Raw genomic sequence first — 21,414 nt, 5'->3', positions numbered from 1 at the left:
GATTCAGTCTACATCCTTCTTCATCATGCCCCAGAAAACCGCCGTCATCCTGTTCAATCTCGGTGGGCCGGACAGCCAGCAGGCCGTGCAGCCTTTCCTGTTCAACCTGTTCAACGATCCGGCCATCATCCGGCTACCCAATCCGTTCCGCTGGCTGCTGGCGAAACTGATCTCGTCGCGTCGCGCGCCGAAGGCCGCAGGGATTTATGCGCAGATGGGCGGCCGTTCGCCGATTTTGCCGCAGACCGAAGCCCAGGCGGCGGCCCTGAAGACTGCGCTGGGCAGCGACGACTATGCCGTGTTCATTGCCATGCGTTACTGGCATCCTTTCGCGCAGGAAGCGGCGAAAGCGGCGAAGGACTGGGGCGCGGAGCGTGTGATCCTGCTGCCGCTCTATCCGCAATTCTCCACCACCACCACCGGATCGTCTCTCACTGACTGGCAGCGCGCGGCAACGCAGGTCGGCCTTGACGTGCCCACGGCAGCCATCGGCTGCTATCCGGATGAACCAGGCTTCATCGCGGCGCAGACGCAGCTGCTGCAGGCGGCATTGCTGCAGGCTGAGGCGATGGGAAAGCCGCGCATCCTGTTCTCCGCCCATGGCCTGCCGAAGAAAGTGGTGAACGACGGCGACCCCTATCAGATGCAGGTGGAAAAAAGCGTGGCGGCGATCCAGCGCCAGCTCAAACGCCCCGATCTGGAGATGCAGATCTGCTACCAGAGCCGCGTCGGACCGCTGGAATGGATCGGACCTGCCACCGATGCCGAGATCGAGCGTGCAGCCAAAGATGGCCACGTGGTTGTCGTGGTGCCGGTGGCTTTCGTGTCGGAGCATTCCGAGACACTGGTGGAACTCGACATCGAATATGCCGAACTGGCGCAGCATAACGGCGCCGCCGGTTATGTGCGGGTGCCTACTGTTGGCGTGCAGCCGGAATTCATCGCCGGCCTCGGCCGTCTGGTGCGCGGTGCCATGGCAAGCCAGGATGTGTTCGATGGCGCCCCGCGCTGCGGCAGCGGCGAACGTTCCTGCGGCAATGCCTGGCGGCGCTGTGTCTGCAAGAGCTGAGGTCCTCAGCGCCAGAACGGTTTGTTCACCTCTTGCCGCACATCGACGTCGCTGAGGCCCAGATCGCGCCAAGCCAGGCTGCCCATCGCAGCCAACTGTTGCCGCTCGCGGGCGCGGCTGTGCCAGCAGCGCAGCAGGGCGATCACCCGATTGAACCGCGCCTTGATTGTTCCGGACTCTCTGTCGTGAGACAGGGGTATGGAGAGCAAATCGCTGCAGGTCATGTCAGGCCTCCACGGGCATGGTCTTTTCGAAGTTTCGTATGGCTGCGATGAAGGCCACCGGCACCGGAATCGGCCGCCGGCTGGCCAGCCCGACGGCCACATAGGTAATGCGGCCCAGCACCAGCAACTCGTTTCCGCGCCAGACCGGAAAGGCGAACTGGAAGCTGGTGCGGCCGACATGCGGCACCGTGACACCGATCTCAAGGTCGTCATCCAGACGCGCCGAGCCGCGGAATTCAGCCTCGGTCTTCACCGCCAGGATATCGGCGCCGTCATTGGCCATGGCTGAGCGCAGGCTGTAGCCGATAGCGCGCAGGTATTCGTTGGCCGCGCTGTCGAAAAACACGAAATAATTCGGATTGAACACAATGTCCTGCGGGTCGAGGTCAGCCCAGCGCACCCGGTAGGCATACAGGAAGGAAACATCTTCGCGCTGCATGGCGGCGATCCTTGAAATATGTATGACTCACTCATATATATTACTCATACATATTTTCGTCAATCGGGATTTTCCGCGTTGACCATCGCCGGATAGCAGCCTTAAATCCGGCGGGATACTCGGGGAGAATGTCATGGCATTGCGCGAAGACACCACGGTGAACCTGCTTGGCGCTCTGGGCGTTGCAGTCACCGATCGCATCCGCGATGGCGTCGATGCGGCGGGCGAGCATGGCGGACAGGCCGGTGCGGCACTCACCACCATCGGCATCCTGCCCGGCCTGTCCATCGGCAGGCTGGCCGAGGTGCTGGGCCTCACCCATCCCGGCACGGTGCGGCTGGTCGAACGGCTGGTGGCGGAAGACCTGGTGGAGAAGACGCCATCGCCCGAGGACGGCCGCACCATGGCACTGAAACTCACGTCACTGGGGCGGCAGCGCCGGCGCGACATCCTGACCCAGCGCCAGCGCCGGCTGCAGGCATTGCTCGAAGGCCTGAGTGCAACCGAACGGAAGCAGTTCGACGGATTGCTGCGCAAGATCCTGGGCCATATGCCGGTGTCGCGGCGCCAGGCCCATGCCGTCTGCCGCTATTGCGATGCCGGCCCCTGCTTCCGCAATGGCTGTCCGGTGGACGGAGCCTGCGACGAACCGCAGCCGTCGGACTTGCGGGCCTGAACGGCTGGGGTTAATCAGGCGCATGCTCTACGACTGGCTGAAAGCCCTGCATGTCATATCGGTCATCGCTTGGATGGCCGGCATGCTCTACCTGCCGCGGCTCTACGTCTATCACTGCGAGGCGACACCAGGCTCGAAGGAATCCGAGACCTTCAAGGTGATGGAGCGGCGCCTGCTGAAGGCGATCATCAATCCGGCCATGGGCGCCACCTGGATCTTCGGCGTCTCGATTGCCTGGCTGGGCCATCACTGGGACCAGCCCTGGTTCTGGGTCAAGGTCGTGCTGGTGCTCGGCATGCAGGGAGCCCATGGCGGACTGGCCCGCTGGCAGCGCGACTTCGCCGAAGACCGGAACCGCCACAGCCAGCGCTTTTACCGTTTCATTAACGAGGTGCCGACCCTCTTGATGATCGGCATCGTCATCCTGGTCATCGTCAAACCATTCTGAATATTGGGTTCTTTGTCCAACACAGGGGATGTTGCACGACGGGATCGTTCCTGATATGTACTATATTTAACAGGCAGCGGCGGGGTTCTCTGATTACTGAACAGATAAAGCATGGGTGCAATTTCTTACAGGCACCTTGCTTGAACTGCCGTTAAGGTGCCGCCGCGTAAAGTTTTCGTGGCATTGGTCACAGACCGGGCCGCAGCTTTAGCTTGTCCATACTATCTGCGCCCTTTACTTCTTCGCGCATGCAAAAATCCCGGGGGTTCCCGATGTCGGTGCGTTCCTTGCGTCTCAGCGGTCTGCTGACAGCCGCTATTCTGTCCGTTTTTTCCTTCACGGCCTCTGCGGCTTTTGCGCAGGGTGGCCCCGGCGGCCCGCCGCCGGTGACGGTGGCCAAGCCGGTGGTGAAGCCCATCGTCGAGATGGATGAATATACCGGCCGCTTCGATGCGGTCGGTGCGGTGGAAGTCCGGGCCCGCGTCAGCGGTTATCTCGATACCGTGCATTTCCAGGACGGCGCCACGGTGAACCAGGGCGACCTGCTGTTCACCATCGACCGCCGCACCTATCAGGCGGCCTTCAACCAGGCGCAGGCGACGCTGAACAGCCGGCAGACCGAATTCGATCTGGCCAAGCTGGAATTCGAGCGTTACCAGCGCCTGACCCAGACCGGTGCCGCCGCTGCCGCTACACTCGACCAGCGCCGGCAAACCTTCCTGGCTGCGCAGGCCAACATCGCCGGCGCCCGCGCCGCCCTGGAAACCGCGCGCCTGAACCTGAGCTTCACCGAGATCCGCGCCCCGATTGCCGGCCGTATCTCACGCAAGCTGGTCACCGAGGGCAACTTGGTGCGCGAGAACGAGACGCTGCTGACCACCATCGTGCAGCTCGATCCGGTGTATTTCTATTTCGATATCGACGAGCGTTCCTATCTGGCCTACCAGCGCATCGCCAAGCAGAACGGCGGCAACGGTAACGGCAAGGGTTTGCCGGTGGCCGTGCAGCTTTCCGACGAGAAGAGCTTCACCCACAAGGGCAAGCTCGATTTCACCGACAACCGCCTGGATGCAGCCACCGGCACCATGCGCCTGCGCGCCGTGTTCGAAAACAAGGACCTGTTCCTGACGCCGGGTCTGTTCGGTCGCATCGCCGTGCCGGGCAGCCCGGAATACCAAGCAGTGCTGCTGCCCGACGAGGCGATCCTGACCGACCTCGACCGCCGGTATGTCTATGTTGTCGGAGCCGATGGGGCCGTGCAGCAGCGTCCGGTGAAGTTGGGTTCGCGTACCGACAGCTACCGCATCGTCCGCGAGGGCCTGAAGGGCGACGAGACGGTGGTAATCAACGGGCTGCAGCGCGTGCGTCTGGGCGGCGGACGGGTGACGCCGCAGCCGGTGACCCTGCCGCCGGTCTGGCAGGGCCTGATGGCCCTGCCGCAGCCAGGTGCCCAGGCGGGCGCCCCGCAGGGCGCGTCGAAGTAATCCCTTTTCCGCTTTACGCCGCGAGGCAGCCATGAAGTTCGGACATTTCTTCGTCGACCGGCCGATTTTTGCCGCTGTCATCTCCATCGTGACGGTGATCATCGGCGCGATCGCCTATACCCAGCTGCCGATCAGCGAATATCCTGAAATTGCCCCGCCGCAGATCAACGTCACCGCCAGCTATCCCGGCGCCGATGCCGAGACGGTGGCGCGCACGGTGGCGACGCCGATCGAGCAGGAAATCAATGGCGTGGAAAACATGCTGTACATGTCGTCGTATTCAACGGCGGCCGGCGTGATGCAGCTCACCGTCACCTTCCGCCCCGGCACCAACCTGGACGACGCCCAGGTGCAGGTGCAGAACCGCGTTACCATTGCCGAACCGCGATTGCCCGAGGAAGTGCGCCGTCAGGGCATCACCACGCGCAAGCAGTCCGGCGACTTCTTGATGGTCGTGCACCTGCTCTCGCCCGACAAGCGCTACGACGAGCTGTATATCGCCAACTACATGAACCTGCGCATCCGCGAGCAGCTGCTGCGGCTGGATGGCGTGGGCAATGTGACCGTGTTCGGCGGCAGCGAATACGCCATCCGCATCTGGCTCGATCCCAACCGGCTGTCTGCCTATGGTCTCTCGGGTGCCGATGTGGTGGCCGCGTTGCAGGCGCAGAACGTGCAGGTTTCCGGCGGTGCGCTGGGCCAGCAGCCGGCGCCCGATAGCAATCCGCTGCAGGTGATGGTGACCACCCAGGGCCGGTTCGACGATGTGCGGCAGTTCCGTAACGTGATCGTCAAGACCGGCACCGATGGCCGCATCGTTCAGCTGGAAGACGTGGCCCGCGTCGAAATGGGCGGCAAGGACTATACCAGCCGCAGCTATCTGGACGGTCAGACCGCTGTGGCGATGGGCGTGTTCCAGCGTCCCGGCACCAATGCGCTTGCCACCTCGGAAGAGGTGATCGCCAAGATGGAGGAGCTGAAAAAGGATTTCCCGCCCGGCTTGGAATACACCATCATTTACAACCCGACCGAATTCGTCGAGCAGTCGGTGAACGAGGTCTACAAGACCCTGATTGAGGCGATCATCCTGGTCGCGCTGGTGGTGCTGGTCTTCCTGCAGAACTGGCGCGCGGCGATCATCCCGATCCTGGCCATTCCGGTCTCGTTGATCGGCACTTTCGCGGTGATGGCGGCCTTCGGCTTCTCGCTGAACGTGCTCAGCCTTTTCGGGTTGGTGCTGGCCATCGGCATCGTGGTCGACGATGCCATCGTGGTGGTGGAGAATATCGAGCGCAACATCGCGCTGGGCATGAGCCCGCGCGACGCGGCGCACGAGACCATGGACGAGGTCGGCACCGCCGTGGTTGCCATCGCCGTAGTGCTGTCGGCGGTGTTCATCCCCACGGCCTTCATTCCTGGCATTTCCGGCCAGTTCTACAAGCAGTTCGCGCTGACCATTGCGGCTGCCACCATCATCTCGGCCTTCAACTCCCTCACTTTGTCGCCCGCGTTGGGTGCCATCCTGCTGAAGCGCCATGAGAAGGGCGAACACCATCGGCCGGCCTTCGCGCCGCTGCGCTGGCTGCAGGTCGCCGGCGATAAGTTCAATGTGGGTTTCGACCGGATGGGGGATCGGTACAGCCGTTCGGTCGGCGGCATCGTGAAGCGGCGCGTGATGATGCTGGGTGTCTACGGTTTGCTGGTCGCCGCTACGGGCTTCATGTTCTACACGGTGCCGCCGGGCTTCATCCCGCCGCTGGATCGCGGCTATGCCATCGTCGTCATTCAGCTGCCTGATGGCGCCTCGCTCAGCCGCACCGACGAAGTGACCCAGAAGGCCACCAAGCTGATCGAGAGCGCCCCCGGCGTGGCCCACGTGGTGGCGATCCCCGGCTTCAACGGCGCCACTTTCACCAATTCCAACAATGCTTCCGTGATGTTCACGCCGTTTACGCCGTTCGAGGAACGCCTGGCGCAGGGCCTGACGTCGGATGCCATCGTCGGCCAGATGATCGGCCGCCTGCAGGCTATCGAGGAAGCCTTCGTCATCGCCATCCCGCCGCCGGCGGTGCCCGGCATCGGTTCGGGCGGCGGTTTCAAGATGCAGCTGCAGAATCGCAGCGGCGATGACGTGCGGCCGCTGCTGGCCGCGGCCTACCAGATGATGGGTCGCGCTACGCAGACCCGCGGCGTCACCGGCGTGTTCACCACCTTCTCGGCCTCCTCGCCGCAGGTCTTCCTCGAGATCGACCGTGTGAAGGCGCAGATGCTGAACGTGCCACTGGCCAACGTGTTCGATACGCTGCAGGTGAATCTGGGCTCGGCCTATGTGAACGACTTCAACGCCTTCGGCCGCATCTTCCAGGTGCGCGCCCAGGCCGATGCCGGTTTCCGCCTCACCAAGGAGGATATCCAGCGTCTGAAGGTGCGGTCGGCTAGCGGCGAACTGGTGCCGATGGGCACTCTGGTCGCGCTGCGCGAAACCGCGGGTCCCGATCTGATCCAGCGCTACAACATGTATGTCTCCGTGCCGCTGCAGGGCAACACCGCGCCGGGCTACTCTACCGGCCAGTCGCTGACGGCCATGGAACAGCTCGCCGGCCAGGTGCTGCAGCCGGGACAGGGCTTCGAGTGGACCGAAATCGCCCTGCAGGAACGCATGACCGGCAACACAGCGGTTTTTGTCTTCATTCTGGCCATCGTGTTCGTCTTCCTGGCATTGGCGGCACAGTATGAAAGCTGGGTGTTGCCGTTGGCGATCATGCTGATCGTGCCGATGAGCATGCTGTTCGGCCTGTTCGGCGTCTGGCTGGCCGGCATCGACAACAACGTGCTGGTGCAGATCGGCTTCGTCGTGCTGATCGGCCTGGCGGCAAAGAACGCCATCCTGATCGTGGAATTCGCACGCCAGATCGAGCATGAGGGCAAGAGCGCGGTGGACGCCGTGATCGAAGCCTGCCGCCTGCGTCTGCGCCCCATCCTGATGACGGCTTTCGCCTTCATCCTCGGCGTGCTGCCGCTGGTGGTCTCCTCTGGCGCCGGCGCCGAAATGCGGCGTTCGCTGGGAACGGCGGTGTTCTCGGGCATGATCGGCGTGACACTGGTGGGTCTGTTCCTTACCCCGGTCTTCTATGTGGTGCTGCGTGCCTTCGTGCGGCGCCGCGCCGCGCCGGTGGTTCCGCCACCGGCCGAGCCGCAGACCGGCGAGTGACCAACCGAAAGACCGATGAAAGGCCGCGGGCCCGGAGCAATCCGGGCCCGTTTTATGAGAGATGAATAAAGATAACGCTTACGCGCCCTGATTAATCTTGTAGGTACTTTTTCAGCTACAGCTTTTCCGAGGACTCTCGAATCGCAAAGTAGTAAGTTTCTATGCGCGGGTTTGATGGGGGCTGTCATGAAACTGAACTTTCTTGGTGCAGCGCTTTTTACCTTGTTGATTGGGACACAAGCACACGCAGCAACAGATACGCTAGGCGGTGCAATCATTGTCCGAATTAATGATGGTGTTACGCCACGTTGCATAAATTTGAATAAAGATCGGATTACTGTCACCGTCAGGAAAGTTATAACAACAAAAAAGAAGAACTGGTTTACTGAGGGTAAAGCAATCGGGCTGATGATGAACATCGGCTTTGAAGGAGAAAGTGGAGGCAACACACAAACATTCGCGTTGCCACGAGCATTCAATTCAACAATTGAATCGTATCCCGGTGGACTTATCTCTGTGCCGGTCGAACCTAATTTAATAAATAAATTTCGTCTAAAAAACGGGCAGAATATTTATTCTGGAGCATCAATAGATTTATCCCTTGTTAATATCACTGGGACAACAGCACTTACAGATGTTGTTTTAGCGATAGTAGACATTACAAAATCCTTACCTATCCCAGCGAATCCTTTCACCCAGTATCTGGATTATGCACAACGATATGCAAATGCAATCGTGCAGAAGGTAACAACAAGAAACGAGGAGCAGGATAATCAAACTCGCGAATCAGTTATTCGCATGAATTTTTCTTCGTCAGATACATGCCAAGGTGACCAAGAGTATACAGGTACAAAAGCGGTTGTGCGCAGTGCTACTGGTACGGAAGCGGATGGGATTATAAATCTTAACGATGCTAACAATTATTGTTACAGAGTAGTTCTTACACCGTCATATACAATTCGTTTTGCAAAAACTGAGAATAACGCCTGCCCCACAGACAATGGAAAATATCGTAATCTGACAAATCCGTATGTTGCATTTTTTGTGAATGCAGAAGCTGAAGTAACGGCACTAAAACCCGAGACTCTGAATAAGGATTACTCATTCACATCAACAACAATGCCGGAAACGGCAAGTAGTTCTTACCCTGTTGTCTGGAACTATTATCGTGCAAAAGGCTATAATTTTTCACAAAGTTCTGCGCTTGCAACAATGACTGTAAAGCCTTCCCCGCAAGCTGCTCAATCGCAGACTTTCTATAAACTAGAACCGTTGGTTTTACCGGTGAATGAGTCCATCCAACGCTGCCATGCAAACGGCATTAGCGTGGAACAATGTCTCATAAAATAGTGCTCTTTGATTACTGTCGCAGCTGGGCGGGATCGAGGGTGAAGAGTTCCTGCGGCGCCTCGACGCCGCGCAGGGCATAACGGCCGAGCGACACGGCTTCCTCGCGCAGGCCGCCGGCAGCGGCACGGAAGGCGGCCGAGAGAATGGCGGGCTGATCCACCGAGCGCGCCATGCCCGAGATGCGCGAGAGTTCGTTCACCGCCGGGCCGACCACGGTGAAATCCAGCCGGTCCTCACCGCCGAAGTTGCCATACAGCACTTCGCCCACATGCAGGGCGACCGACATGTCGGTGACCGGCAGGCCGGCATTGGCGCGTCGGTTGCGCACCGCGCGCAGTTCTTTTGTGCAGGCCTTGAGTGCGTTCAGCGCTGCGCGGCAGGCATTTTCCAGATTACCGTCGTCGCGGAAGATGGCCAGCACGCCGTCGCCCATGAATTTCAGCACCTCGCCGTCATGGGCCTGGATGGCGGCTACGGCCGCGCCGGCATAATCGTTCAGCAGCGGCATGATCAGTTCGGGCGTGACGGTATCGACCAGACGGGTGAAGCCGCGCAGGTCGCTGTACCACAGCGCTGCCGAGATGCGCTCGGCCTCGCCCCGGCCGATGGTGCCCGACAGCACGCGGCGCGCGGCGTTGCGGCCCAGATAGGTTTCCGCCAGCGTATCGGCGATGCGGCGCACGCTGGCCGAACGGATCGCGGCGGCGGCAAAGGGGATCAGCGCCTTCAGCGTATCGATCTGGCGGTCGCTGTAGCCCTCGGCATGGTCGGTGCTCCACGAGGCATAGATGGAATCGAGTTGGCCGATCACCGCGCGTTCGCCGAAACGCGTCATGGTCACGAGGTAATCGGTGAAGCCTTCGGCGGCCAGGTCGGTGATGACCGGGAATGGATAGCTGCCATTCATGCCCAGGATGCGCACCCGCAGGTCGGCCTCGCCACTCTGCTCCAGGCGATAGAACGGGCTTTCCTCCCATTTGCGCTGGCCCTCGGCCGTAATCGAACGGCCGAATTCATGCAGCACGGTTTCCGGCTGGTCGCGATGCCAGCCGAAGATGCGGCCGGCCAGTACGGGATGCAGGGTGTCGGCGCCAAGCAGGGCGCGTGTGACGGGAATCCCGGCCTGGTTCAGACCGGCGCAGAAGGAGGCCAGCATCTCGCCTTCACTGGCGCCATCCAGCGAAGCGTCGGCGATGCGGCGGGCGATCTGGGTGAAGACCTGGGGATCCATGAGTGCAGCATATACCGCTGGCGCGTCAAAAAAGCGATGGATGGCAGGTTTTTTTGCCTTCGGTGCGCCGGTATCCATCTGGAAACACGGTATCCCGTATCGGCCGTCAGTCGGACGGGGCAGCCCAGCGCACCCAGCGGCCATGGTAATCCGCCACGGCCAGTTGCTGTGTTTTCCCGCCGGGCCAAAGCGTGAGCGTCAGTTCGCCGCCGTCTTTCGCCGCGCCGCTTTCGAAACGCAGCCAGGCCAGCGGTGCGTCCGGCGCTGCCGTGTTTCCGGTGGCCTCCATCAGCCCGGCGATGCGCTGCTGCTCGGCCGGATCGATATACTGCCAGACGATGGAATGGCAGAGCACGAAGGCTGCGCCTGCCTGCCGTTTCTGCAATGCCTGCACTACGAAATCGCCGGCCCCAGCGCGTGCTGCGCAAATCCCTTCGCGAGCGGCGAAATCCAGCGCGCGCCGCACGCGTTCCTGCCGTTCGGGCTGGTCGGCCCAGATATAAGAGAGCAGGCGCTGGCGATCCTCGGGATTGCGCGCATCGATCGGCGCCAGGTCGCAGGCGGTGCTGTACCGCACCCGTGACGTGGCGTCCGGCGGAGGTGGGCCGTGCCAGTCCGCATGCAGGGTCAGCGGCGCTCGTGCCGTATCGCCCCAGCGCCAGGCGCCGAAATCGTAGGCGTAGCGGAACCAGCACTGGTTCAGCCCGGCGCTGGCCCCGATCTCGCAGACATCCAGCGGCAACGGTCTGGTCAGCGATGCGATCTGCAGGAAACCGCCGAGCAGGATGGCGGAACGCTGCGGGTCGTTAGTCTGGGGCGCGCTTTGCAGATAACGCGCGAGCAGGGGGCCGTGGCGCAGCAGGGCCGCATCCATGCGGGCGGCATCGATCTGCCGCGCGGCATAACATTCGGCCAGCTCGGCATCGCCATCGAGCATGGCGCGATGCAGCGCGCCAGCCAGCCGCAGCGCCAGGGCGTCGGCGCGCGGATCACCCGCCCAGTGGTTTAGCGGTGACGCCCAAGCCGCGCCGGCATCGATGCGGTCTGCGGCCAGATCAAGAAGCCTGGCCGTGAAGGGGGAGCCGAGTGTGCGACACTGATCGGCCTGCTGCCGGAAATGCGCGGGAACAGTCATGCGAGCATCAGAGCGTCTGGCCGGGATCGGGTCCAGCACGGGATTGTGCCCCGACAATCGGCGGCCGATTGACCGCACCGGTCATGGCCCGTAGAGAGAAGGCGGCTGCCCGCTTGGCGGAATTGGTAGACGCACGGGACTTAAAATCCCGAGGCCGAAAGGCCGTGCCGGTTCGAGTCCGGCAGCGGGCACCATCCTTTCAGACAGCATTTTCAAAACCAGCCTTGACATTGCTATCGCAAACTATATCGTAAGATACGTCGAAAGACACTATCGAATGACAGGAGTAAAGATGAATCCTTTTATTTTCAATATGATGCGGGAAAGGGCTGCGCATCACTGCATGCGCCGAGGCCATCGTCATGGCGGTTTCCGGGGCAAATTTGCCGCCTTTTTCGATGACGAGGGCGGACTGGGCGGCCATGGCTTCCGGGCCAGCCGCATGGTCAGCGCCGCCGATCTGCAGCTGCTGATCCTCGCCCTGCTGGAGCAGAAGCCGCGCCATGGCTACGAGATCATCAAGGCGCTGGAGGAACATTCCTCGGGCTTCTACGCGCCCAGCCCCGGCGTGATCTACCCCGCGCTCACCTATCTGGAAGAAATCGGCCATGCCAGCGTGGCGGCCGAAGGAACCAAGAAACTCTACAGCCTGACCGAAACCGGCGCCGCCTATCTGGCCGACCATCGGGCCCAGGCCGATGCCATGTTGGGCCAGCTGGCCCGCATCGGTGAGAAGGTGGCGCGCGCCAAGCAGTTCTTCCGTGGCGGCGAGGATATGGAGGGTGACGATGCGGATGCGTCGTCGAACATGCGCGCGGCCCGCCGCAACCTTAAGCTTGCGCTGCTGGAAAAACAGGACGCCACGCCCGAGGAGCAGCGCCGCATCATCGACATCCTGGTGCGTGCGGCCAAGGAAATCCGCGGCCAGCAATGATCACCACCCATGACCGGACGGGGGAGAATATGGGGCAGCGACCTGGCAACCTGGAAAGGCCATAGCATGCGAGGGCATAGATACCGCGTTACCATCGAACATCTGGGCGGCCCGCATGAAGACGCCGCAGTCCAGCCACCGCTGTGTTTCGAGGCGGTGAACCATGACGAGATTCTCGGCATTGTCGCGCGCCTGCGATCCAGCGGTGTGTATCAGCCCGACGAGGCGGCCTCGCTGGGCATCGGGCTGAAACTGTTTGCCGAAGTGATGTTGAAGCGCCGCGACGATCCGCTGTTTGCCGAACTGCGCCCGGCGATCCGTGCCTTCATCGGCGGCCTGAAGGAGCGCGGCCGGGCCGCTGCCGGGTGAGGGTCGCCTGAACAGCAGTGATCGCCGTCACATCCGGCCGGATCACCGGTTTTCCCTTGATTTACCGCAATGCAGCATCAAGGCTGGAAGCGCAGCCTTGATACGCTCCGATCCGGGGCCCGGGGCCAGACGGAGGGGCCGGAGAGATGCGTCGCATTCTGTTGATCCTGCTGCTGGTCGTGATTGCCGGTGGCGCCGGCGGCTGGTGGTATTTGCAGCAGCGCCGCGCCGCCCTGCCGCCGGGTTTTGCCACCGGCAACGGGCGCATCGAGGCCAACGAGATCGACATCGCCACAAAATACGCCGCCCGCCTTCTGGAGGTCGAGGTGGAGGAAGGCGACCTGGTGCAGGCCGGCCAGGTGATCGCCAGGCTCGATACCCGCGACCTGGAAGCGCAGCTGCGTTCGGCTGAGGCACAGGTGGCCCAGGCGCAGCAGGCGCGCAACCAGGTGCTGGCCGAGATCAACCAACGCCAGAGCGAACTCGCTCTGGCCGACAAGGAATTGCAGCGCGCGCTGGTGCTGTCGGGCCAGAATTTCGTCTCGCAGCAGAAGGTCGACCAGCAGCGCAACATCCGCCGCACGGCCGAAGCCGCGCTCGCGGCGGCGGAAAGCAAACTTGGTGCCGCTGATGCAGCGATCCGCGTGGCGGAAGCCGAGGCCGAACGCATCCGCGACCTGCTGAAGGACGGCATCCTCACCGCGCCGCGCGCCGGGCGCATCCTGTTCCGCCTCGCTGAAGCCGGCGAGGTGCTTGGCGCCGGCGGTAAGGTCGCCACCCTGCTCGATCTCTCCGATGTCTACATGACCTTCTTCCTGCCTTCGGAATCCGCCGGCCGCGTCGCCATCGGCGCCGAGGCGCGGTTGCTGCTGGATGCCGCAGCGACCCGTGCGGTGCCGGCGCGCGTGTCCTTCGTATCCTCGCGCGCGCAGTTCACGCCCAAGCAGGTGGAGACGCGCAGCGAGCGCGAGCGCATGATGTTCCGCATCAAGGCACGTGTGCCGCAGAGCCTGGTGCAGGAATATCTCGACCAGGTGAAGACCGGCCTGACCGGCATGGCCTATGTGCGGCTGGACGCCAATGCCGCATGGCCCGACTGGCTTGACTCCGACCTGACCGCGAAAGTCGCAACCCAAGCGACACAATGAATGCCGGTCAACCGCATGGCGGCCAATCGCATGGCGGCTTGAGCATCGCCCATGTCAGCCATCGCTACGGCAAGACCGTGGCGCTGGATGACGTGAGCCTCGACCTGCCGCCCGGTTCGGCCCTGGCGCTGGTCGGCCCCGACAGCGTCGGCAAATCCACATTGCTGGCACTCGCCTCGGGCGCGAAGAAGCTGCAGCGCGGCAGCATTGCTGCTCTGGGCGCAGATTATGCCAGTCGCCGCGCGCGCGAAGCCGTGCAGCCGCGCATCGCCTACATGCCGCAGGGCCTGGGCCGCAATCTCTACGCCAACCTCACGGTGTCCGAGAATGTCGCCTTCTTCGCGCGCCTGTTCGGCCATGGCCGCGCCGAACGCGAGCGCCGCATCCCCGCCTTGCTGGACGCCACCGGCCTCGCGCCGTTTGCCGACCGGCCGATGCACAAGCTCTCGGGTGGTATGAAGCAGAAGCTGGGCCTGTGCTGCGCACTGGTGCACGATCCCGATCTTCTTATTCTCGATGAACCCACCACCGGCGTCGATCCCCTGTCGCGCCGGCAGTTCTGGGACCTGATCGACAGCATCCGGCAGAGCCGGCCGCAGCTTGCCCTGCTGGTCGCGACTTCGACAATGGATGAGGCCGAACGCTTCGGCCGGGTGATCATGCTGGATCAGGGTCGCATCCTCGCTAGTGGCAGCCCCGCCGAGCTGAAGGCGCAGAGCGGCACGGCGTCGCTGGAGCAGGCTTTCATCGCGTTGCTGCCCAAAGATCGTCGCGGCGGGCTGGATGGCGAACCGGCCCTGCCGCCGGCCCATGTGGACGAGATAGCGGAGCCGGTGATCGCGGCAAAGGGCCTGACGCGGCGCTTTGGCGATTTCACCGCCGTCGACCATGTCGATCTGGCGATCCGGCGCGGCGAGATCTTCGGTTTCCTCGGTTCGAATGGCTGCGGCAAGACCACCACGATGAAGATGCTCACCGGGCTGCTGCCGGCCACGGAGGGCGAAGGCTTCCTGTTTGGCCGGGCGGTGTCCGCCGGGGATTTCTCTATCCGCCGCCGCATCGGCTACATGGCGCAGAGCTTTTCGCTCTATGGCGAACTGACGGTGCGGCAGAACCTTATGCTGCATGCAGCACTTTATGGCCTGGAGAATGCCGGAGCGATCGAACGGAGCAAGGCAATGGTGCGGCATTTCGATTTGAAAGAACACTTGGATTCGATAGCCGACACCCTGCCGATGGGCGTGCGCCAGCGCCTGTCGCTGGCTGTCGCCATTATCCATGAACCCGAGATTCTGATCCTCGACGAGCCGACCTCGGGCGTCGATCCGGTGGCGCGTGAGAATTTCTGGCGCGAGTTGCAGCGGCTGGCCCGCGAGCAGGGCGTCACCATCTTCATCTCCACCCATTACATGACCGAAGCCACGCGCTGCGACCGCGTCGCCTTCATGCATGCCGGCCGCGTGATCGCCACCGGCGCACCGACAGAGCTGCAGCGGGCGCAGAACGCAAGCAGCCTGGAAGAGGCTTTCATCGCCTATATGGAACTGGGCGGGCGCAGTGTGGAGGAAACCGCGCCTGCGATCATGGCGGCCGAATCTGATACGCCGCCTGCCGCGCCGCGTGGCTGGTTTTCCGGCCGCCGGCTGCGCGCCTATGCCTGGCGCGAGAGCATCGAATTGCTGCGCGATCCGATCCGCCTGGGCTTCGCATTGTTCGGCACCGTGATGCTGATGCTTTTGTTCGGTTATGGCATCACCTTCGATGTGGACAATGTCAGCTTCTCGGTGCTGGACCGCGACGGCACGCCGGAAAGCCGCGCCTATATCGAGACCTATTCTGGTTCCTCTTACTTCCGGCGCGAAGCGGATGCGCCCGATGGCGTGGCGCTGATCCAACGCCTGCGCGGCAGCGAGATCACGCTGGCCATCGAGATTCCGCCGAATTTTGGCGCCGACCTGCGGCGCGGGCGGGCGCCGGAAGTCTCGGTCTGGGTCGATGGCGGCATGCCGTTCCGCGCCGAGACCGTCGAGGGTTACGTGAACGGCGCCCATTCCAGCTTCCTGGCCGAACTGGCGCGGCAGCAGGGCGTGAGCGTGAGTCAGCCGGCCAGCCTGGTGATGCGCTACCGCTATAACCAGGCTTTCCGCAGCATCGATGCCATGGTGCCGGCGCTGTTTGCCATGATGCTGATGCTGATCCCGGCCATCCTCGCCACATTGGGCGTGGTATCGGAACGCGAGCGCGGTTCGATCACAAATCTTTACGTGACGCCGGTGCGCAAGCTGGAATTCCTTTTGGGCAAGCAGGCGCCCTATGTAGCGCTGGCTTACGTGAACGTGCTGGTGCTCATCGCCATGGCGGTGTTCGTGTTCGGCGTGCCGCTGAAAGGCAGCCTGTTCGGCCTGTTGCTCGGCGGCTTCTTCTACGTGCTGGCCAGTACCGGCATCGGCATGGTCACATCCTGCTTCACGCGCAGCCAGGTGGCGGCCCTGTTCGGCACCGCCGTGCTGACCATCATGCCGACCGTGCATTTCTCCGGCCTGATGCAGCCGGTTTCCACCCTGCAGGGCGGCGCGAGGCTGATCGGTTCGAGCTTTCCCGCCACCTATTTCCTGCGCACCAGCGTCGGCGCCTTCACCAAAGGGCTGGGCCTGGCCGACCTGATGCCTTTCATCCTCACCACCGCCGCCTTCTGGCCCATCCTGCTGGCCATGGCGTGGCTGTTCCTGCGCAAGCAGGAGACCTGACCATGCTGAGCCTGCGCAACATCTGGCAGCTCTGCCGCAAGGAAATCACCAGCCTACTGCGCGACCGCGTGCTGTTCGTCTTCATGATCTATGCCTGCACGCTGATGGTCTATGCCCAGGCCACCGGCACTTCGCATGATCTGGTGCGCGCCTCGCTCGGCGTGGTGGATGAGGACCGCTCGGCGCTGTCCCAGCGCATCATCGACGCCTTCCAGCCGCCACGCTTCCAGGCGCCGGTGATGGTGGCGCCGCAGGAGGTGGACCGCGCCATGGATCATGCGCGTTACACCTTCGTGCTGAACATTCCGCCCGATTTCCAGGCCGACGTGCTGGCCGGGCGTAGCCCGGAAATCCAGCTGCTGATCGACGCCACTGCGGTGATGCAGGCCGGCATCGGCGGCAACTACATCAATTCGATCGTCAGCGATGAGATCGGACGCTTCCTGCGGCGCGATGCCGATGCTGCCAGCCAGGCCGTGGAGCTGAAGCTGCGGATCGCCTTCAATCAGACGCTGGAATCCACCTGGTTCACCGGCGCCATGGCTTTGCTGCAGGTGCTGAACATGCTGGCCATCCTGCTGACCGGGGCGGCGCTGATGCGCGAGCGCGAACATGGCACGCTGGAGCATCTGCTGGTCATGCCGGTGCGGGCGATGGAGATCATGCTGGCCAAGATTATCGCCAATGGCGGCGTGATCATGGCGATGTCGCTGGTGTCACTGTTCGTGGTGCTGCAGGCTATGCTGGGCCTGCGGATTGCCGGCTCGGTGCTGCTGTTCTATGCCGGCACGGCGATCTACCTGTTCTTCGCCGCTGCCTTGGGCATTTTCCTTGCCACGCTGGCCCGCACGATGGCGCAGTTCGCGCTGATGTTCATGCTGGTGCAAATGCCAATGCAGCTTTTATCGGGCGCCTTCACGCCGCTGGAGGCGATGCCCGACTGGCTGCAGATGGCGGTGCAGCTTCTGCCGACCAAGCATTACGTGGCGCTGACCCAGGCGATCCTGTCGCGCGGCGCGGGGCTGGAGATCGTGTGGCCGGAATTCCTGGCGATCCTGGCCATGGGCGCGGCGGCGGTTGCCTTCAGCCTGATGCGCTTTCGCGTTTTCATCAGCCAGCAGCAATAGGCTTCAGCCCAGCGCCAGCCAGTGCAGGCTAAACAGGCTGTCCGGATCGGTCCATACGGCGGTGGGCCGGAAGCCGGCCTGTTCCGCCAGCTTGTGGAAACCGCTCAGCGTGTATTTGTAGGAATTCTCGGTATGGATCGACTCGCCGGCGGCGAAATCGTAGCGCCGGCCGCCGATGCGCACGCTCTGCGCCGCAAGGCTGACCAGATGCATTTCGATGCGCTGCTGGCGCGGCTGGTAGAAGGCGTAATGGGCGAAGCGTTCCAGCACGAAGTCGCCGCCGAGCTCGCGGTTGATCCGCCGCAGCAGGTTGCGGTTGAAGGCCGCCGTCACGCCGGCGGCATCGTTATAGGCGGCATGCAGCAGGGCCGGGTCCTTTACCAGGTCGACGCCGATCAGCAGGCCGCTGTTGCCGGTATCGCCTTCGCCCAGCATGCGGGCGGCCCCGCGCAGGAAGCCGAGCGCTTCCTCGGGCGTGAAGTTGCCGATCGTCGAGCCGGGGAAAAAACCGGCGCGGCACTGGGCGCCGGGCAGGCGCTCGGGCAGTTTGAGGTCGGGCGCAGTGAAGTCGCCGGCCACCACGCGCACATCCAGGCCGGGATGGTCGCGCATCAGTTCGGCGGCCGCATCGCTCAGATGCGCGCCGGAAATGTCGATGGGCAAAAACCCGCGCGGGCGGTTCAGCGCATCCAGTAGTAGGCGGATTTTCACCAGCGCGCCGGCGCCGAATTCGACGATCTCGGCCTCAGGACCGATCAGCTTGGCGATGTCGCGGCCATGGCGGCGCAGCAGGCCGATCTCGGTGCGCGTCGGATAATATTCCGGCAGCTCGCAGATCTGTTCGAAGAGTTCCGAGCCGCGCCGGTCGTAGAAATATTTTGCCGGCAGGTTTTTCTGTGCGGCCGACAACCCAGCCTGCACATCGGCGGCGAAGGCGCGCAGGGCGGGATCGGGTTGCGCCGGCTCGCGGCGATGCAGGGCGATGTGGCTCATAGATCCTCCGCCAGACGGATGCCGGAAAACTGCCAGCGCGCAGCCGGCGGGAAGAAATTGCGGTAGCTGGGCCGGATATGGCCGTGCGGCGTGGCGCAGGAGCCGCCGCGCAGCACGATCTGCCCCACCATGAACTTGCCGTTATATTCGCCGATGGCGCCGGCTGCCGGTTTGAAGCCGGGATAGGGCTCGTAGCCTGAACGCGTCCATTCCCAAACCTCGCCATAGCCGCGCAGCGTTGCATCGCCGCCATCCAGCAGGGGGCGCGGATGGGGATGCTGGCGGTCAAGGAAACCGCCCATATGTTCGGCGCGGCCCGAGACGGCGGCATGTTCCCATTCGGCTTCGGTGGGCAGGCGCTTGCCGGCCCAGGCGGCGTAGGCGGCGGCCTCGTAGAACGAGACATGGCAGACCGGTTCGGCCGGATCGACGGCGCGGCGACCCATCAGGGTGAAAATCTGCCAGTTCTCGCGATGGGGCTCCTGCGACCAGTAGAGCGGCGCCTGCCAGCCCTCGCGCTGCAACATTGCCCAGCCGTCGGAAAGCCAGAATTCCGGCCGCGCATAGCCGCCATCGGCCATGAATTCCAGATACTCGCCGCAGGTGACCGGCCGCGTCGCCAGACGGAAGGGGTGCAGCAGCACACGATGGCGCGGGCCTTCGTTGTCAAAGGCGAAACCATGGCCATCATGGCCGATCTCGGCGATGCCACCCTCGAAATCGACGAAGCCAAGCCGTGCCGGCTCTTCACGTGTGAAGCTCTGCGACGGCAGGTAGGCCGGTGCGAAGGGATGGCGCGAGAAAGCATGCTTGATGTCGGTGAGCAGCAGTTCCTGATGCTGCTGCTCATGGGCCAGGCCGAGGGCGACCAGCGGCGCGAGCGTGGCCAGCGTCGCATCGTCGGCGCAGTCCAGCAGGTCGGTCATCGCGGTGTCGACATAGTGGCGATACTGCGTGACGGTGGCGGCGGTGGGCCGGCTGAGCAGGCCGCGCTCAGGCCTCGGATGGCGTGCGCCAACCGCTTCGTAATAGGAATTGAACAGGTAGTTGAAGTGTTCGTCGAACACGCAGTAGCCGGACTTGTGCGCCTGCAGGATGAAGGTCTCGAAGAACCAGGTGACATGGGCGCGGTGCCATTTGGTTGGACTGGCATCGGGCATTGACTGCAGCTGCTGGTCTTCCGGCGACAGCGTTTCGGCCAGCAGTTCGGTAAGCTGGCGCACGGTCTGGTAGCCGGCCAGTAATGCGGCGCGTGCTGAATCCCGCCGTTCTTCCGTGCCGCGCTGCTCTGTATCCTGTCTTTCCATACCGCCGCGATGGCTGAAACCGGCCTCAATGGTGAGGGTTTCGCTCATGGTCCTCTGCTCCCCTGCGGCGCCGCAATAAATTTTTCTTCAGAACGGCAAATTCAATCGATGACTGGGATTTCAACTGATTGGGATTTCAACGACTTGCTGTAACCGTGGTTCCAGCATGGCAAAAACATGCCGAATATCAAAAACAACCGGATGGCGGCGCGGCCCGCTCTTTTGCTCTCCCGGTCAGATAGCTAGCCTAATCCGAAGGGCAAGGCGAAAATGTGACGAAACCGACATTTTTCGTTGGCCCGTGAAGAAGATCGGGAAGAGCGCATGACGAAAATGGCAGCAGCCCTGCTCCACCGCGCAGAAGACCTCGCGGCATCGTTCCGCCTGCGCAGCGCCGAAATCGAGCAGGTGCGCTATCTGCCAGATGATATCGCTGCTGCCATGGCGCAGGCCGGCCTCTATCGCGCGCCGCTGCCGCCCGATTGCGGCGGTGCCGGAGTCGATCCCGCCACTTTGCTGCGCCTGATCGAGACGATTGCCGGCGGCGACGCTGCTGCCGGCTGGTGCCTGATGATCGGGGCAACGGCGGCGATTTCCGCCGGGCGCCTGCCGGACAGGGTGGTGCATCAGATTTTTTCCGATCCGCTCACCGTCACCGCCGGCGTCTTCGCGCCGATGGGCCGCGCTTTGCCCGAAGACGGCCAGTGGCGCGTGCGCGGCTGCTGGGGCTGGGGCAGCGGCACGCGCAACGCACACTGGATTTTCGCCGGTTGCCTGCTGATGGATGGTCCACCCGATGCCGAGGGCCGGCCGACGCCGCGCCGCCTGCCCAACGGCCAACCCGACGTGACCATGATGATCCTGCCGGCGAAGGATGTGGTCTTCCACGACACCTGGCAGGCGATGGGCCTGTGCGGCACCGGCAGCGGCGATTTCGAGGTGCGCGACGTGGCGATCCCGCGCGATCATGCCGTGTCGCTGTTCTCCAGTCCGGTGCTGCGGTCCGGCGCCTGCTTCGCCTTCCCGGTTTTTGCCCTGCTGGGACTGGGCATCGCGGCGGTGGCCTTAGGGATTGCCGGCGGTGCGGTGCGCGATTTCGCCACCCTGGCCGGCGCGAAGACGCCGCAGGGTTCCAGCCGACGGCTGGCCGAGCGTGCCACCGTTCAGGCCGAATTCGCCCAGGCCGAGGCGATGGTGCTGGCGGCGCGGAGTCATCTGCATGCCATGGTGGAGGCGGCGATGGCCGACCTGGGCGAGGCGAAACCCGGCAGCACCGTATCGCTGCAGCGGCGCGTGGCTTTGCGCCAGGCCGCGACCCATGCGGCGCATGCCAGTGCCGATGCCGTGAAGCGGCTTTATACTTTGGCCGGCGGTTCGGCAGTGTTTGCCACCTCGCCCTTGCAGCGCGCCTTTCGCGACGTGCATGTGACCACGCAGCACATGATGACGGCGCCGGCCACCTGGGAGGTGATCGGCCGTGCGGGCTTAGGTCTGCCCGTGGACGACGCGCAGATCTAGACCG

General features: G+C 63.2%; 19 protein-coding genes and 1 tRNA gene. 13 read left to right on the top strand and 7 right to left on the bottom strand.

Features of this window, described 5'->3' with window-relative positions:
- Positions 1-25: 25 nt before the first annotated feature.
- Positions 26-1,069 carry a ferrochelatase gene (gene hemH, locus ACK4FJ_RS06705; RefSeq protein ID WP_409765077.1) on the top strand — a complete coding sequence of 348 codons (1,044 nt, stop codon included), beginning with the start codon at positions 26-28 and terminating at the stop codon, positions 1,067-1,069.
- Between the two features lie 5 nt (positions 1,070-1,074).
- Here the strand turns inward: hemH and ACK4FJ_RS06700 are convergent, their stop codons facing one another.
- Positions 1,075-1,293 carry a DUF1127 domain-containing protein gene (locus tag ACK4FJ_RS06700; protein ID WP_409765076.1) on the bottom strand — a complete coding sequence of 73 codons (219 nt, stop codon included), beginning with the start codon at positions 1,291-1,293 and terminating at the stop codon, positions 1,075-1,077.
- A 1-nt stretch (position 1,294) separates the two neighbouring features.
- Positions 1,295-1,732 carry an acyl-CoA thioesterase gene (locus tag ACK4FJ_RS06695; RefSeq protein WP_409765075.1) on the bottom strand — a complete coding sequence of 146 codons (438 nt, stop codon included), beginning with the start codon at positions 1,730-1,732 and terminating at the stop codon, positions 1,295-1,297.
- 133 nt (positions 1,733-1,865) lie between these two features.
- On the opposite strand from ACK4FJ_RS06695, the gene ACK4FJ_RS06690 reads away from it, so the two are divergent.
- The 5 genes from ACK4FJ_RS06690 (at position 1,866) to ACK4FJ_RS06670 (ending at position 8,901) form a co-directional block, all read left to right on the top strand.
- A complete protein-coding gene (locus ACK4FJ_RS06690) occupies positions 1,866-2,408 on the top strand; it encodes a MarR family winged helix-turn-helix transcriptional regulator (RefSeq protein ID WP_409765074.1) in 543 nt (180 codons plus the stop codon).
- Positions 2,409-2,430: 22 nt separating this feature from the next.
- Positions 2,431-2,856 carry a protoporphyrinogen oxidase HemJ gene (gene hemJ / locus ACK4FJ_RS06685; protein ID WP_409765073.1) on the top strand — a complete coding sequence of 142 codons (426 nt, stop codon included), beginning with the start codon at positions 2,431-2,433 and terminating at the stop codon, positions 2,854-2,856.
- A 272-nt stretch (positions 2,857-3,128) separates the two neighbouring features.
- Positions 3,129-4,340 (top strand): efflux RND transporter periplasmic adaptor subunit, encoded by a 1,212-nt coding sequence (locus ACK4FJ_RS06680; protein ID WP_409765072.1) that lies wholly within the window; start codon positions 3,129-3,131, stop codon positions 4,338-4,340.
- A gap of 31 nt (positions 4,341-4,371) precedes the next feature.
- Positions 4,372-7,551 (top strand): efflux RND transporter permease subunit, encoded by a 3,180-nt coding sequence (locus tag ACK4FJ_RS06675; protein WP_409765071.1) that lies wholly within the window; start codon positions 4,372-4,374, stop codon positions 7,549-7,551.
- Positions 7,552-7,737: 186 nt separating this feature from the next.
- On the top strand, positions 7,738-8,901 hold the full coding sequence (locus ACK4FJ_RS06670; RefSeq protein WP_409765070.1) for a hypothetical protein: 1,164 nt from the start codon (positions 7,738-7,740) through the stop codon (positions 8,899-8,901).
- 10 nt (positions 8,902-8,911) lie between these two features.
- On the opposite strand, the gene ACK4FJ_RS06665 is transcribed toward ACK4FJ_RS06670, so the two are convergent.
- Entirely contained in the window at positions 8,912-10,132 is a 1,221-nt protein-coding gene (locus ACK4FJ_RS06665) for an adenylate/guanylate cyclase domain-containing protein (protein WP_409765069.1), read from the bottom strand.
- Positions 10,133-10,238: 106 nt separating this feature from the next.
- Positions 10,239-11,267 (bottom strand): DUF2332 domain-containing protein, encoded by a 1,029-nt coding sequence (locus ACK4FJ_RS06660; protein WP_409765068.1) that lies wholly within the window; start codon positions 11,265-11,267, stop codon positions 10,239-10,241.
- Between the two features lie 107 nt (positions 11,268-11,374).
- Here ACK4FJ_RS06660 and ACK4FJ_RS06655 point away from each other — a divergent pair.
- Positions 11,375-11,461: transfer RNA gene (locus tag ACK4FJ_RS06655), tRNA-Leu, on the top strand.
- Between the two features lie 5 nt (positions 11,462-11,466).
- Here ACK4FJ_RS06655 and ACK4FJ_RS06650 read toward each other — a convergent pair.
- Entirely contained in the window at positions 11,467-11,691 is a 225-nt protein-coding gene (locus ACK4FJ_RS06650) for a hypothetical protein (RefSeq protein WP_409765067.1), read from the bottom strand.
- An 18-nt stretch (positions 11,692-11,709) separates the two neighbouring features.
- Here ACK4FJ_RS06650 and ACK4FJ_RS06645 point away from each other — a divergent pair, with 18 nt between their 5' ends.
- The 5 genes from ACK4FJ_RS06645 to ACK4FJ_RS06625 all read left to right on the top strand — a co-directional run bounded on the left by ACK4FJ_RS06645 (position 11,710) and on the right by ACK4FJ_RS06625 (position 17,592).
- Positions 11,710-12,201 (top strand): PadR family transcriptional regulator, encoded by a 492-nt coding sequence (locus tag ACK4FJ_RS06645; RefSeq protein WP_409765066.1) that lies wholly within the window; start codon positions 11,710-11,712, stop codon positions 12,199-12,201.
- Between the two features lie 66 nt (positions 12,202-12,267).
- Complete coding sequence (locus tag ACK4FJ_RS06640) at positions 12,268-12,570, top strand: DUF3861 domain-containing protein (protein ID WP_409765065.1); 303 nt, start codon at positions 12,268-12,270, stop codon at positions 12,568-12,570.
- A 146-nt stretch (positions 12,571-12,716) separates the two neighbouring features.
- Complete coding sequence (locus ACK4FJ_RS06635) at positions 12,717-13,718, top strand: HlyD family secretion protein (protein WP_409765064.1); 1,002 nt, start codon at positions 12,717-12,719, stop codon at positions 13,716-13,718.
- On the top strand, positions 13,715-16,465 hold the full coding sequence (rbbA, locus tag ACK4FJ_RS06630) for a ribosome-associated ATPase/putative transporter RbbA (protein WP_409765063.1): 2,751 nt from the start codon (positions 13,715-13,717) through the stop codon (positions 16,463-16,465). Before ACK4FJ_RS06635 ends, rbbA begins: the two co-directional genes overlap by 4 nt.
- A 2-nt stretch (positions 16,466-16,467) precedes the next feature.
- Positions 16,468-17,592 carry an ABC transporter permease gene (locus ACK4FJ_RS06625; protein WP_409765062.1) on the top strand — a complete coding sequence of 375 codons (1,125 nt, stop codon included), beginning with the start codon at positions 16,468-16,470 and terminating at the stop codon, positions 17,590-17,592.
- A 3-nt stretch (positions 17,593-17,595) separates the two neighbouring features.
- On the opposite strand, the gene egtD is transcribed toward ACK4FJ_RS06625, so the two are convergent.
- Entirely contained in the window at positions 17,596-18,585 is a 990-nt protein-coding gene (egtD, locus tag ACK4FJ_RS06620) for an L-histidine N(alpha)-methyltransferase (protein WP_409765061.1), read from the bottom strand.
- A complete protein-coding gene (egtB, locus tag ACK4FJ_RS06615; RefSeq protein WP_409765060.1) occupies positions 18,582-19,940 on the bottom strand; it encodes an ergothioneine biosynthesis protein EgtB in 1,359 nt (452 codons plus the stop codon). The genes egtD and egtB overlap by 4 nt, the downstream gene beginning before the upstream one ends.
- Positions 19,941-20,216: 276 nt before the next feature.
- Here egtB and ACK4FJ_RS06610 point away from each other — a divergent pair, with 276 nt between their 5' ends.
- The gene (locus tag ACK4FJ_RS06610; RefSeq protein WP_409765059.1) at positions 20,217-21,410 is read left to right on the top strand and encodes an acyl-CoA dehydrogenase family protein; all 1,194 of its coding nucleotides are present in this window, start codon (positions 20,217-20,219) and stop codon (positions 21,408-21,410) included.
- The last annotated feature ends 4 nt before the right edge of the window (positions 21,411-21,414 follow it).

Origin of the sequence: Ferrovibrio sp., from assembly GCF_046297595.1 — a bacterium.
In the GTDB taxonomy this organism is placed as follows: Bacteria; Pseudomonadota; Alphaproteobacteria; order Ferrovibrionales; family Ferrovibrionaceae; genus Ferrovibrio.
Note: the sequence above shows the minus strand (reverse complement) of the source record. Positions and strands in the feature narration are given on the sequence as shown.